Annotated in this window: 10 protein-coding genes; 1 reads left to right on the plus strand and 9 read right to left on the minus strand. The window is 46.6% G+C overall.

What is annotated here, in order from left to right:
• Positions 1-91: 91 nt before the first annotated feature.
• The 8 genes from purF to lrp form a co-directional block, all read right to left on the minus strand.
• Entirely contained in the window at positions 92-1,612 is a 1,521-nt protein-coding gene (purF, locus tag ACTHY5_RS07110) for an amidophosphoribosyltransferase (protein WP_441878159.1), read from the minus strand.
• A 20-nt stretch (positions 1,613-1,632) separates the two neighbouring features.
• Entirely contained in the window at positions 1,633-2,121 is a 489-nt protein-coding gene (locus ACTHY5_RS07115; RefSeq protein WP_441878175.1) for a CvpA family protein, read from the minus strand.
• 180 nt (positions 2,122-2,301) lie between these two features.
• Positions 2,302-3,915, minus strand: a complete 1,614-nt coding sequence (locus tag ACTHY5_RS07120) for an AbgT family transporter (RefSeq protein ID WP_441878161.1) — start codon at positions 3,913-3,915, stop codon at positions 2,302-2,304.
• Between the two features lie 665 nt (positions 3,916-4,580).
• Positions 4,581-5,879 (minus strand): serine--tRNA ligase, encoded by a 1,299-nt coding sequence (gene serS, locus ACTHY5_RS07125; protein ID WP_441878163.1) that lies wholly within the window; start codon positions 5,877-5,879, stop codon positions 4,581-4,583.
• Positions 5,880-5,997: 118 nt separating this feature from the next.
• Entirely contained in the window at positions 5,998-7,332 is a 1,335-nt protein-coding gene (locus tag ACTHY5_RS07130; RefSeq protein ID WP_441878177.1) for a replication-associated recombination protein A, read from the minus strand.
• A gap of 173 nt (positions 7,333-7,505) precedes the next feature.
• Positions 7,506-8,114: an outer membrane lipoprotein chaperone LolA gene (lolA, locus tag ACTHY5_RS07135; RefSeq protein ID WP_441878165.1), complete on the minus strand. Its 609-nt coding sequence runs from the start codon at positions 8,112-8,114 to the stop codon at positions 7,506-7,508.
• On the minus strand, positions 8,115-10,742 hold the full coding sequence (locus tag ACTHY5_RS07140) for a DNA translocase FtsK 4TM domain-containing protein (RefSeq protein ID WP_441878167.1): 2,628 nt from the start codon (positions 10,740-10,742) through the stop codon (positions 8,115-8,117).
• A gap of 192 nt (positions 10,743-10,934) precedes the next feature.
• Entirely contained in the window at positions 10,935-11,429 is a 495-nt protein-coding gene (gene lrp, locus ACTHY5_RS07145; protein WP_441878169.1) for a leucine-responsive transcriptional regulator Lrp, read from the minus strand.
• Between the two features lie 575 nt (positions 11,430-12,004).
• On the opposite strand from lrp, the gene trxB reads away from it, so the two are divergent.
• Positions 12,005-12,958: a thioredoxin-disulfide reductase gene (trxB, locus tag ACTHY5_RS07150; protein ID WP_441878171.1), complete on the plus strand. Its 954-nt coding sequence runs from the start codon at positions 12,005-12,007 to the stop codon at positions 12,956-12,958.
• A gap of 114 nt (positions 12,959-13,072) precedes the next feature.
• Here the strand turns inward: trxB and dauA are convergent, their stop codons facing one another.
• Complete coding sequence (gene dauA, locus ACTHY5_RS07155; RefSeq protein ID WP_441878173.1) at positions 13,073-14,803, minus strand: C4-dicarboxylic acid transporter DauA; 1,731 nt, start codon at positions 14,801-14,803, stop codon at positions 13,073-13,075.
• Between the last annotated feature and the right edge of the window lie 313 nt (positions 14,804-15,116).

Here is a 15,116-nt window from a genome sequence, read left to right on the forward strand (position 1 = left end):
TAAGGCTTCTTTCGGCCTATCGGGTTTGCCAGCTTTGCTGGGCAAACAAAAAAAGAGGCCGCAGCCTCTTTGTATTTTTGATCCGTACCTTTTAAGATTGACCTTCGTTATAAATGCCTAAATGGCTATTGTCACTACAATCACCTTGTTTGGAGCCCTCATTACGCAAGGCGTTAAGCTCATCTAGATACGCTTGGTCCACATCTTGAGTGACATACTCACCAGTAAAAACAGAGGTTTCAAAGCGGCGCAGCTCAGGATTAAAGTGACGTACAGCATCTTCTAAGTCTGACAGCTCTTGGTAAATAAGGCCGTCGGCACCAATCAACTGACAAATTTCATCCCCCTCTCGGCCATAAGCGATTAACTCATTCACCGAGGGCATATCGATACCGTACACATTAGGGAAGCGGATTTCTGGTGCAGCTGAGGCAAAGTAAACTTTTTTAGCACCGGCTTCACGGGCCATTTTAATAATTTGCTCAGACGTGGTGCCCCGAACAATAGAATCATCAACCAGCAACACATTTTTACCGGCAAACTCAGAAGGAATAGCATTAAGTTTACGACGCACCGACTGTTGACGCTGTAATTGTCCAGGCATAATAAAAGTGCGGCCAATATAGCGGTTTTTTACAAAGCCTTGTCGATAAGGTAGGTCTAAGTTGTGGGCAATTTCGAGCGCAATATCACACGAAGTTTCAGGGATTGGGATCACCACATCAATATCAAAATCTTCCCACTCCCTGGCTATTTTATCACCCAATTTTTGCCCCATTTGGGCGCGAGCACCGTATACAGAAACTTTATCAATAAAAGAATCAGGGCGGGCAAAATAAACGTACTCAAAGATACACGGCTGGTGCTGTGGCTCAGTAGCGCATTGTTCAGTAAATAACTCACCTTGTTCGGTAATATATACCGCTTCGCCTGGCGCGATATCACGAATCAAACTAAAACCCACAGCATTAAGCGCTACGCTTTCAGAGGCCACCATATACTCAGTGCCACCGGTATCACAATCACGCTTACCTAACACTAAGGGGCGAATACCGTTAGGATCACGAAATGCCAACATACCATGACCAATAATCACTGCCACCGCGGCATAGGCGCCTTTAACTTGTTGATGTACTTTGCCGATCGCAGCAAACACATGACTCGGTTCGAGGTGCAGAGTCTGGGTTTGCTGATCAAGCTCATGAGCAAAAACATTCAATAAGATTTCTGAATCTGAGCTGGTATTAATATGGCGGCGAGCCACACGAAACTGCTCTTCTTTTAGCTCACGCGCATTGGTTAAATTACCATTATGAGCAAGCGCTATGCCAAAGGGGGAGTTGACATAAAACGGCTGTGCTTGTGCCACACTGCTACTGCCTGCGGTTGGGTAACGTACATGGCCAATGCCCACATTACCAATTAAGCGCTCCATGTGGCGCTCTTCAAACACATCACGTACTAAGCCATTCGCCTTGCGCTGACGTAAAGTGTTACCGTCTATGGTCACAATGCCTGCAGCATCTTGGCCTCTATGTTGTAGCACGGTCAGGCCATCATAAAGCGCCTGATTTACTGGAGTCGTACCTAAAATTCCGACAATCCCACACATGTCCTAATTTCCTCAATTCATTATGGCTTGGGGGGTAAAAAGCTGGATGAATTTTGCACCAGGCTGAAGAACCACTGGATAATAATACCGAATTCCGGAATTAACCGAGATTGCTCCCACCACAGACTTTGCGAAAAGCCAGTCATGGTATCGATAAAAAAGATTAAAGCGGCCACAATTAATACACCGCGTACTGCACCAAAACACACGCCCAACACACGGTCTGTGCCTGAAAGCCCTGTTTTGGTGACCAGCTCACCAATAATATAGTTAAGCAGTGCCCCTAGAATAAGGGTCAATACAAAGAGGATCGCAATGGCGCTACCATCACGTATAAGAGGATCGGAAATGTCGAGCAGCGTACTTAAGTCGGCATAAAATTGACTAGCTACAAAAAAAGCGGCAAACCAAGTTACCAGCGACATCGCTTCTTTTACAAAGCCTCTTACTAGGCTAATAATGGCAGAAAGCGCAATTATGCCTAAAATTACATAGTCTATCCAAACCATCATTGACTGCCGAAGACCTGATTAATGTTGCGCATTCTACCAAAGGAAGCTGCCAAAAGGCGAAAGAAAAACGGAGAAACTTCATTCAACATCAAACTACATTAATGCCTTCAACAAAAAAGGGCCCTTGCCTGCCCCCTTTTTATTGCCAATAGCATTAACCCCCTAGCCCGCTTTACACTAAGATGGCAAGTCACTGTAAAAAGTCGCCGCCCCAGGGCCTACGGGCAGGCCAAACACAAACACCCACACAAAAAACAACAGGCTCCAGCCCAGCAAGAAGACCAATGAGTAAGGCAACATCATTGCCATCAAGGTACCAATCCCCAAGTCTTTCTTATAGCGCACCGCGACCGCCATTATCAAACCAAAATAACTCATCATAGGGGTGATAATATTAGTGGTCGAATCTCCAATACGGTATGCCGCTTGAATGACTTCTGGTGAGTAACCTACCAGCATGAGCATGGGAACAAAGATAGGTGCCGTCACCGCCCATTGTGCCGAAGCCGAGCCCAGCATCAGATTAATAAAACCACACAGCACAATAAAACAGATCATTAGCATAGGACCCGTTAGCCCTATGTTTTGTAAAAAAGTCGCGCCTTGCACTGCAATCACAGTGCCAAAGTTAGTCCAACTAAAAAACGCCACAAACTGAGCGGCAAAAAATACCAGTACTATATACATTCCCATCGAGCTCATGCTTTTCGACATAGCATCAATCACGTCACGATCGCTTGTCATGGTGCGCATCATACGACCGTAAACAAAACCGGGAATGGCAAAAAACACAAAAATAAACGCTACAATGCCCTTTAAAAAAGGTGACCCAGCAATGTCACCAGTAACAGGATGACGTAAGACGCCGTTTTCCGGCACTATCGTAAGCGCCAGTAATGCACACACCACTAACGCCGCCAAACCGGCTCCTTTTAAAGCCCGCTTTTCGTTAGCAGTCACGGCTCCCATGTTTTGGGTGTCTATATCGTCTTCGGCTTCTGCTACATTATAAGGCCCTAATTTTGGCTCCACTATTTTTTCGGTTACCAAAGCACCTAGCCCTGCAATCACAAAGGTACTCACAAACATGAAGTACCAATTAACCTCAGGTCCTACTATGTATTCGGCATCAATAATTTGCGCGGCCGTTTGGGTAATACCTGATAATAAAGGGTCAACAGTTCCCAGCAGTAAGTTTGCACTATAGCCGCCAGATACCCCCGCAAATGCCGCAGCTAAGCCCGCTAAAGGGTGTCGTCCTAATGAATGAAAAATCATGGCAGCCAATGGAATCAACACCACATATCCAAGCTCAGATGCCGTATTAGAAATAATACCGGCAAACACCACTGTCACGGTCACCATGCGTTGTGATGCATTCATCACCATAGCGCGCATGGCGGCTGATAGTAATCCTGAGTGTTCTGCTATGCCCACCCCCAGCAAAGCCACTAACACAGTACCTAGTGGGGCAAAACCGGTAAAGTTGCTCACCAAACTTCCCACAATGCGGGCCAAGCCTTCTCCATTAAGCAAGCTAATAACTTGGATCATACCGTCGCTGGCGCGCCCTTTAGCTCCTTCCGGCCTGGGGTCGATCACACTCAACTCAAAATAGCCTGCGATACCAGAAGCAATCAAAATAGCGACACAAAAGAGTGCAAATAAAGTAATAGGGTGCGGTAACAAATTACCTAACCATTCAACAGTATCCAAAAAGCGGGTTAACCCGCCTTTCTTCTGATCTCCGCTTGGGGGAGTCCCTTTATATTCAGTTGAACGCGACGCCATGTCTTTTCTCCATAACGATGATCACAAGCAAGCGAGGCCACAAATTTTGGCAAGTACCGCCCGACATAATAGATGATAAAACCACCTAACCGCACAGTGGCAATGAGATATGCTGCAACAGCATATTTTGATGGTGGATTATACACAGCAAGAAAAGGACATCAATAACAGATGATACTGATATGTTAATTATTTATGAATATTTTGACTACCAGCAAGCGATTTTATGAAAGGATCACTCAGAAGCTTACCAAAAATGAAGATAACGTCTCTCTTCATTATCAAGAAGGATAATAACCGGTGCGAGATGCTACTTACACCGAGTAATACTAGTCTAAGTAAATATATGATCTATTTTTACATTGAGCGCTAAAAGCACAAAAATCAGCTTTTACACCCATAGACCCCGAGCGTAGGGGCAAATTTATTCGACCTCTTTAGGCCTTACTATGGTTTTTAGTCGATTGAAATCGCCCCCTACAGAAGCCATAAAATCTGATCTGTTAGTTTTTAAGATTGCTATTAAAAATCACCTCTCATGCGTGGGCTAGTTATTAAATACGGTTAGTATCAAAGACAAAAAAGCCGCAGTTCAGCAATCTTATGATGACAGAACAGCGGCTTTATCAAATACAGCCATAACAGGTGATATTAGCAATTAAACATTAACCAATAACCGTGAGTCCTCCCATATAAGGCTGCAAAATTTCAGGCACCGCAATGCGGCCATCAGCTAACTGATAGTTTTCTAAGACTGCCACCAAAGTACGACCTACGGCCAACCCTGAACCATTTAAGGTATGTAATAACTGCGGCTTACCGTCGGCACCGCGTACCCGTGCTTGCATACGACGCGCCTGAAAATCAACACAGTTAGACACAGATGATATTTCACGATAGGTATCTTGAGCGGGCAGCCACACTTCTAAATCGTAGGTTTTGGCGGCACCAAAGCCCATGTCACCGGTACATAACGCCATTACCCGATACGGTAGTTTTAAGCCTTGCAGTACTTTTTCAGCATGGCCCACCATTTCTTCTAAGGTGTCCCATGAGCTATCAGGATGGACTAATTGTACCATTTCGACTTTATCAAACTGGTGCATGCGTACTAAGCCGCGAGTATCACGGCCGTAAGATCCTGCTTCAGACCGAAAGCACGGAGAATGTGCCGTTAACTTCAAAGGTAAATCAGCCGCGTCAAAAATTTCATCTCGGCCAATATTAGTTAATGGCACTTCTGCGGTAGGAATTAATGAAAAGCCCCGGGTTTTACCCGCGTCTTCACCTTCACCTTCAATAGCGGTATGAAATAAGTCTGCAGAAAACTTAGGTAATTGGCCGGTTCCAAATAGACTGTCGTTATTCACCAAATAGGGAACATAGCACTCGGTATAACCGTGCTCAAGTGTATGCAAGTCCAGCATATATTGCGCTAATGCACGGTGCATGCGGGCAATTTGGCCCTGCATTATCACAAAGCGTGAACCTGATACTTTAACCGCCCCTTTAAAATCAAGCCCTGCTAAGGCTTCACCTAAGGCAACGTGATCTTTAGCGTCAAAATCAAATGCCGTTGGCTCGCCCCAGTCACGCACTAACTGGTTGTCGTCTTCATTTTTGCCTACTGGCACAGATTCATGGGGCAAATTTGGAATAGCGGCACTAAAAGCTTCAATTTCGTTAAGCAAGGTATCTAGCTCTGCTTTACAGCCATCGAGTTCATCATTAATTTGTGAGACCGCCGCCTTCAGCGGAGCAATATCTTCACCATTACGTGCCGCCATACCAATAGCTTTAGAGCGGGCGTTACGCTCTGCTTGTAATTCTTGAGTGCGGGACTGTAACGACTTGCGCTGCTCTTCAAGGCGGTTAAATAAAGTGATGTCGAGTGTAAAACCGCGGCTGGCAAGCTTTGCCGCTGTGTCGGCAATATCGCCGCGCAAGTATTTAGAATCCAGCATGAGTTACCTTATTAAATGCACTAGTGTGCCTGCGTGCAGCACGCACAATTGAAGTCAATAAATGAGTATTAAGTTTAACAGCCGCCTGACCTAGAGCCAACCAAGCGCCCGTGATTGGTTAGGATTTTTTAGCTTCTTGGTCTAGATTATCCAAATATGCTAGCTTGGCTTTTACTTTTTGCTCAAAACCACGTTCATTCGGCTGATAATAGCGCCGCCCTGTTAAGGCCTCAGGTAAATAGGTTTCGCCCGCCGCATAGGCGCCAGGCTCATGGTGTGCATAACGATATTCATGGCCGTGCCCTAACTCTTTCATCAGCCTAGTGGGCGCGTTACGCAAATGCATGGGCACCTCATAATCAGGAAGTTCACGGGCTTCTTTTAAGGCGGTATTCCAGGCGGTATATAAGGCATTACTTTTAGGGGCGCAGGCTAAATAAACAATAGCTTGAGCAATAGCGCGCTCCCCTTCAGCCGGGCCTACCCGAGTAAAACAGTCCCACGCACAGAGTGCCACCTCCATGGCCTTGGGGTCTGCTAATCCTATGTCTTCTGAAGCAATAGCCAATAAGCGCCGAGCAATATAGAGGGGATCACAACCGGCAGTAATCATACGAGCATACCAATATAAACCGGCATCGGGGTTAGAGCCGCGAATCGACTTATGGATAGCTGAGATTAGGTCATAATAGAGATCACCTTGATTATCAAATCGTGCTAAGCGCTCCCCTGTCACCTCAGCCAACAGGGCCAGATTAATATGGCGTACCTCACCCTGTAATTCCGCCATATCAGCCAGCAACTCAAGATAATTCAAAGCCTTACGACCATCACCGTCTACTAACTCTGCCAAGGCTCGCTGCACGCCCTCGGCCAGCTCGATATTATGCCCAGCCAAGCCCCGCTCATCATGCAGTGCTTGGCTTATCATCTGCTCAATATCCTGAGTGTCGAGACGTTTAAGCAAATACACACGCGCTCGAGACAATAAGGCGTTGTTTAGTTCAAAGGAGGGATTTTCAGTAGTGGCACCAATAAAGGTGACGGTACCGTCTTCTATATGAGGTAAAAAAGCATCTTGCTGAGATTTATTAAAGCGATGTACTTCATCAACAAATAAAATGGTGCGCCGGCCCGCTAATTTATGCTCTCGTGCTCGATCAATGGCGGCTCGAATCTCTTTGACACCTGAAGTGACTGCCGACACACGCTCTATTTGGGCATCGCAATAATGACCAATCAACTCAGCTAAAGTGGTCTTGCCGGTGCCTGGCGGCCCCCACAAGATCATAGAATGACACAGCCCTGCCTCTAATGCGCGGCGCAGCGGTTTCTCGGGTCCAAGAATATGTGCTTGGCCCAAGTATTGACTTAACTGCTGTGGCCGCATACGGGCTGCCAGTGGCCGAAAGTCATCTTGTTCAAAGTCGAGACTCAAGGTGCTCATGTCAATTTATCTCCACATAAACAAAACGCCCAACCAACGCTTTTGTGTCGAGCTATGGTTTTTGGTCCAATAAATTGGACCCTACGACCAGTTTGAATTTTGTTATAGGGTCACTTATTTAAATTAAAGACTATTGAACCAATTTAGGCTCTGGGGTCATTATCGCGGACCACTTTCTTTTACCGTTGGTCATCAATCATCACACCTTTAGGGGGCGTAAAGGTGAAAGTGCTCGCCTCCACTTTGGGCGCGGTGTTTACCTCGCTTAATGTAAACTCACTGCGTTGGCCACCCGACTCTAATACGGTAAAGCGCTGAATGCGGTTTTTATTATCAAAACTCACCCTAAATTGGCTAATTAGCTCACTGGGATCTTTACTGATCACCACGTAGGCATCGCCTTTTTCTGTTACCTCATATTGTTCCCAGCGTGTGTCATCGCCGCCGGCGATCAACAAAAACGGCGTATTCTGAATCGCCTCTTCTAACGGGGCTATGCTAACTTGCTCTACAAAGGGGTCATACATCCACACACTTTTACCGTCAGACACAATCTCGCTTTCGTCGGGAGTGAGCGTATGCCAACGAAAACGATCGGGGCGAGCTAGCGCCATAGTACCACTGGCCTGTTGCATCGATTCCCCCTGCTCATCAAACACTTGTTGACTAAACTCAGCAGAAAATTGCTCAAAAGAGGACAGCTTTTGCTGTAACTCAGTGCGAGCATCAGCCAAAGCCGTCGCGCTCACTGACCAAAATAACATACTTAATACAACTGCTTTTTTCATTTAATTTCGCTCCCTAACTGGCGGAGGTGCCAAGACTTCTCGTTGCCCACTGCCCATCGGCTCACTAACAATACCCTGCCTTTCCATTTGCTCTATTAGCCGAGCAGCGCGGTTATACCCTACTTTAAGCTGACGTTGTACCCCAGAGATAGAGCCACGACGTGTCTCTACGACATAAGCGACCGCGTCGTCATACAAAGCATCATTTTCTTGGTCGCCGCCTTCTGGCACTTCACCGGGTAATAGCCCTTCAGCGCCCACATCTCCACTGAGTATATCTTCAATATAATCGGGCTCGCCGCGCTCTTTCCAAGCTGCCACCACCTTATGCACTTCATGATCATCAACAAACGCCCCGTGAACGCGAGTAGGTGTGCTTTCACCGGCGGGCATATACAGCATGTCACCCATTCCCAGTAAAGACTCAGCACCTTGTTGATCTAAAATAGTACGAGAGTCGATTTTACTGGACACCTGAAACGACATACGGGTCGGAATATTGGCTTTAATGAGGCCGGTGATCACATCCACCGACGGGCGCTGCGTGGCCAAAATAAGGTGAATACCTGCCGCGCGGGCTTTTTGTGCAATACGGGCAATCAGCTCTTCTACTTTTTTACCGACAATCATCATCATGTCGGCAAATTCATCAATCACCACAACAATATTCGGTAGTTTCTCTAAGGCAGGCGGCGACGTATCCATAGACTGAGTGGGGTCCCATAGTGGATCACGTATGGGCTCACCGGCATCCATGGCTTCCTGTATTTTGGTGTTATAGCCTTGCAGGTTACGCACCCCAACCGCTGACAGTAATTTATAACGCCGCTCCATTTCACCCACACACCAGCGCAATGCATTTGCGGCATCTTTCATATCGGTAACCACTTCAGTTAACAGATGTGGAATACCTTCATATACGGATAGCTCGAGCATTTTCGGGTCAATCATAATAAAGCGCACTTCTTCTGGGGTCGCCTTATATAACATAGACAAAATCATAACGTTGACCCCCACAGACTTACCCGAGCCTGTGGTACCGGCCACTAATACGTGGGGCATTTTACCCAAGTTCACAATCACAGGCTCGCCTGCAATATCTTGCCCCAACACCATCGTCAGTGGGTGCTTACTCTCTTCAAAGGCATTACTGTCCATAACTTCACGTAAATACACGGTATCACGACGAGTATTAGGTAGCTCTAAGCCAATGTAGGGCTTACCCGGTATCACCTCAACTACCCGCACACTAATAGCAGATAAAGAGCGCGCTAAGTCACGATCGAGTCGGCTGATTTTACTTACCTTAATCCCCGGCGCTAGATCTAGCTCAAAACGGGTGATCACCGGGCCCGGATACACGCCCACCACATTGGCTTGTACATTATAATCAGCCAGTTTGGCTTCAACTAAACGGGCAATACGGTCTAACTCTTCTTCACTCACTGTGTGTTGGCGTGGCTTAGGGGGATCTAACAACTCAACTGAGGGCATGGGTAACGCCTCGCCTTTTACCGGTGTTGCCCGAGCAGGAGCCAATGGTGCAGAAGTCAGTATTTCATCCTCAGCTTCTTCTTTAAGCCAAGGTAAATCTAGGTCATCTTCTGGCTCATCCATTGTCCAACCATTGTCTTGGGCAATGGTGGTCATGGGAGTAGCAGTCTCCGCCACTTCTCCTATTGTGGGCTCTTTACGTGCAGTCGATTCCGCCTTACGAGGAGGGGGTTGTTTCTTCTGTAACTTAGGTCGTTTATCACTTTGCTCTGGCAAGGGGGCTAACAAGGGATCCTCTTGTTCCGCCATGGTCAACTCAGTGGCTGCAAGATCTGGTTCAGTCACAAATTCATCACTGCTTGCGTGAGTTAAACGGTCTTTAAAACGACGCCAGCCAGAAAAGCTGGTTTCAGTTCCAGATAAAGGAGCATCTTTTGATTCAATGGCGTGATCAGTGCTGCTGGCATTGGCTAATTCAGGGGAGCGATTCAATGCACGACGTGAAAATAGCTTAGTTTGCCAATTAGCCGCACGCAGCCCCAGTGACCCAATCCAACTAGGGGCATTTAATGCACCGGCACCTAAGCGCTCAACAATTAACATCCAAGACCAACCAGTCATAAATGTGACACCGGTAGCAAAGGCACACAACAATAATAGCGTACTGCCTAAGGTACCCAACATGGGTTCTAAGGCAGACACCAACATGTCACCAATAAGGCCACCAGACGAAAAATAATAAATATTTCCCACATTCATGCTAGCGAGCCCTTGCAGGCTAAGCAGTAACATTAAAAAACCAATAATGCGTAAGCTGAGCGTTAGGTAACAAATATCACTCAAGGCACGCGGGCGCCACAAAGCACTCCAGCCAACCAACACCATTAATAACGGCATTAAATAAGCAGAAAAACCAAACACAAACAATAAAATATCCGCAAGCCATGCCCCAGCAGGCCCAGCTGCATTACGAATATCTCCTCCCCATGCGGTTTGTGACCAGCTCGGATCTGAAGGGTGATAAGACACCAGTGACAACATCATAAACATTGCCACCAAAATAATGGTGATCAGTCCGGCTTCAAACAGACGCTGTAAACCAGACATGGGAGTAAACAGCTTTTTCTCCGCCAAACGCCCGCTCCTTACCTATCAAATAATGTAATAACTGCATACCACGAATACTCAGTAACGTCGGTTGAGCTACGACAGAAGAAGTCGTCCAAGACTCAAACGACAAACGAGCGGCCGGAGCCGCTCGCTAACATAACAATCAAGTACTCACACTCGCTATAAAAATACCAGAGCCAGAGCCATTAGCACAGCTTATCGCGTATTTATTACCAGACGATTGCTCTGCTTCACCTCTTCCATTACGACATATGTACGAGTGTCATTAACGCCAGGCAAGCGCAGCAGAGTTTCACCCAGTAACTTACGGTAAGCCGACATATCTGCCACTCGAGTTTTTAGCAAATAGTCAAAATCGCCCGACACTAAATGGCATTCTTGAATTTCTTCCAGCTGCTGCACGGCATCGTTAAACTCATCAAACACATCAGGCGTGCCACGGTTGAGTGTAATTTCAACAAACACCAACAGTGATGCATCCAAAAATTGTGGATTAAGAATAGCAGTATACCCTTCAATGTACCCCTGACGTTCTAAACGACGCACCCGCTCTAAGCAGGGGGTTGGGCTAAGCCCAACCCTTTTTGATAACTCAACATTAGAAATTCGGCCATCTTGCTGCAATTCATTGAGTATATTGCGATCAATTCGATCTAGGTCTTTGCTTGGTCTGCTATTCAAATCCAACACTTCATCCATCCTTTGACTTATTATCGATACATTCCACTGTGAATATGCCACCTATATGGCATAAAAACACACTCTAGTGCAATAACAATATGAGGTTGACACGCATTTCACTGGGCTGTGGTGCTTGAAATTGCTGTTATCTAAAGCAATTTCAAGCAAATAAATACACACAAAAAACGACTATCTATACATCTTGACTACCAATACTTTAACATGCAAACGTACAAATCGATAGCACATCCGTTTGATAATAATATCAATTCATCATTATATATAAATTTTTGCCGTGTAACTGGCCACTTAAGCCAGATAATCCACTTACCGTAGTATTTATCACGGATACTGCAAAAAAGTACTCATTCACTCCCTCTGCATAATCACTCCTCTTCTCTATGAATACGCTGCCACTTAGCAAAGACCGACTCGGCTCTTTCAGGCGACTCGGTGACATTAATCTGATGGATGCCGCGCTAGCCTCTAAGCGCCCCACCCGCTCATGGGGCTTTATTACCAAGTGGCTATCCCCTACAATCGTGCTTACTTTTATCTGCCTATTGCCAAGGTTGGAGCTATTAATGAGCGAAGCAAAACACGCTAAACTGCTAATTCTGGGTTCAGGCCCTGCCGGATACACCGCCGCCGTCTATGCGGCCCGCGCTAACCTCAATCCTGTATTGGTTACTGGAATTCAACAAGGTGGCCAACTAACCACCACCACGGATGTAGAAAACTGGCCAGGTGATGCCGAAGGCTTAACAGGCCCAGCATTAATGGAGCGCATGCAAGCCCATGCCGAGCGTTTTGAGACCGAAATCCTATTTGATCACATTAACAGTGTGGATTTAACTCAACGCCCCTTTCGCCTTAAGGGTGACAGCAGCGAATACAGCTGTGATGCACTGATTATTGCCACTGGAGCTTCGGCTAAGTATTTAGGGTTACCCTCTGAAGAAGCCTTTCAGGGACGCGGCGTATCTGCTTGTGCCACCTGTGACGGTTTTTTTTATCGTAATCAAAAGGTGGCCGTTATTGGTGGCGGTAATACCGCCGTGGAAGAAGCTTTATATCTGTCTAATATTGCCAGCGAAGTACATTTAGTACATCGTCGTGACGAGTTTCGCTCCGAGAAGATATTGCTCGACCGTCTGATGGACAAAGTTAACAACGGTAATATTGTGCTCCACACTCATCGTACCTTAGAAGAGGTATTGGGTGATGATATGGGCGTTACCGGCGTTCGTCTAAAAGATACCCAAAGCGATGCAACTGAAGAGTTGGCATTAATGGGGGTGTTTGTTGCTATTGGCCATCAGCCCAACACCAGTATGTTTGTTGACCAGCTAGACATGGACAACGGCTACATTAAGGTACAATCTGGTTTACAAGGTAATGCGACTCAAACCAGTATTGAAGGCGTATTCGCAGCCGGTGATGTGATGGATCATACCTACCGCCAAGCCATTACTTCAGCCGGTACCGGTTGTATGGCTGCTTTAGATGCCGAGCGTTATTTAGATAGTTTAAAATAAGCAAAAAGCAGAAGACTAAAAGAAAACGGCGCTGTTCAATACAGCGCCGTTTTTAATATTAAAACCGCAATATACTTTACCCCATGCACAACACCTTCGTCGCTCAAGCCACGACTACAGTGTTCGGCGGCTCACCTGCTCTAATGCTGCTTGCAAAGTCGGATAAAATGAAAGTTCATTATCAATAGGCGCTAAATTAGCACGTGCCAAGGTCCTTAGCGGCTGAAGTTGTAAATCTGCCACTACTACCTCAATATTTTTTTGCTGACACTGCTCTATAAAGCGGCTTAACGCCGACTGCCCACCCGCATCAAGAATAGACACCGCATCCATATACAAAATGATACCATCTTGCTGTTTACACCAGCTCGACAATTCACTAAACGCCCGATCGGCGGCCGCAAAAAACAAAGGCCCATTAATTTTAAATACCGACCAGCCTTTAGGCAATGGTGTACTTTGTAAACGTTGACTGCCTGAAATATCAGAGACTTTTGTCATTTCTGCAATATCACGTACGAATAATACTGCAGCCACTAAAATACCCGTGGTAATAGCCAGCACCATATCAAATAAAATAGTAAGCGAAAAACACGTTAAAAACACCAAAATATCGCCCACAGGAGCGGTCTTAAGTAGCTTTACCGCCTTATGCGCTTCGCTCATATTCCACGCCACTACCATTAATAAAGCCGCCATGGCAGGCATAGGCAGGTAGGCTAATAACGGCGCTAACAAAACTAAAGCTGCCAGTACCACAAGCGCATGCACCATGCCTGATACCGGCGACTCGGCCCCCGCTTTTACGTTGGCAGCGGAGCGAGCAATGGCGGCAGTCGCGGTAATGCCGCCAAAAAAAGGAGTAATAATATTACCAATGCCTTGGCCTAACAGTTCACTGTTTGCGCTGTGCCGCTTACCTGTCATGCCGTCTAATACCACGGCACACAACAAAGACTCAATGGCGCCTAGCATAGCAATAGCAAATGCAGCAGGCAGCAAGGCGCTAAATAAGGACCAGTCTAGTACCAGCTTAGCCTCGTTAGGTCCAGGTTGCAGCCAAGGCCACACCCACTCAGGTAGCACAGGCGGTATGCCCTGCCCAGTGCTACCATCAGGCAGTAAATAGCTAAACTGACTGCTAATGGTGGCAATAGTCATTCCTTGAGCATTTAGCAGCCAAGTTACCACACAGGCAACCAACACCGCGGGCAGGTGGGCAGGCACACCGGTTTTTAACCTAGGCCAGCCCAACATAATAGCTAGGGTTAACAAAGCAATTAACAGGCTTGGCCAATACACATCGGGCACAGCGGCTGCCAACACGGCGACTTTGCCCACATAATGTTCAGGCAGGCTGGTAAGTTCTAAGCCTAAAAAATCTTTAATTTGCAAAGTGGCAATCATAACCCCAATACCGCCGGTAAAACCTAAGGTGACCGACTCTGGAATATATTCGATAAGCCGCCCTAAGCGCACCAGCGCCATACCAATCAGCAATATGCCCGACATAACAGTCGCAAGCAGCAGGCCTCCCAAACCATACTGCTGAGCAATTGGGTATAAAATCACCACAAAGGCGGCGGTGGGGCCAGAAATACTAAAACGGGATCCACCAGTCAGTGCAATAATAAAGCCACCAATAATAGCGGTGTATAAGCCATATTGTGGCGCCACACCACTGGCAATCGCCAACGCCATCGCAAGAGGAATAGCAATAATGCCAACCGTGACCCCTGCCATCACATCTTTTATTAACCGTTGGCGACTGTAACTTTCCTTAAAGCAGCTTTCTCGCAGCGCATGACCTATGCGTAACGAGAACAAATGTGCTCGATGTGGCATGTCCCTCTCCCGTTCTTATACTTATATTATCCCTCTGATTATATGCTGATTAATTATTCAATCAATCAATGTTAATATTCACCTTTAGTATAGTGATACCAAACACACTAAATAATCGATCTATTTAAATACAGTATAAAAAGGAAACAGAGTCACCTCCCTCGACACGCCATCAACCCATCCATGGGGGCTCAGGAAATGCCGTCCGACCGCCATGGAAGGCGGAAGTGTCGAAATGGCAGGAGCATTTTTCGACCTTGGCATTTCATGGTCGTGGGAGCTGATCTCTGTTCCCTCCTTTGAGGCACTGAGC

It is taken from the genome of Oceanisphaera sp. (assembly GCF_052084945.1).
Classification (GTDB): domain Bacteria; phylum Pseudomonadota; class Gammaproteobacteria; order Enterobacterales; family Aeromonadaceae; genus Oceanimonas.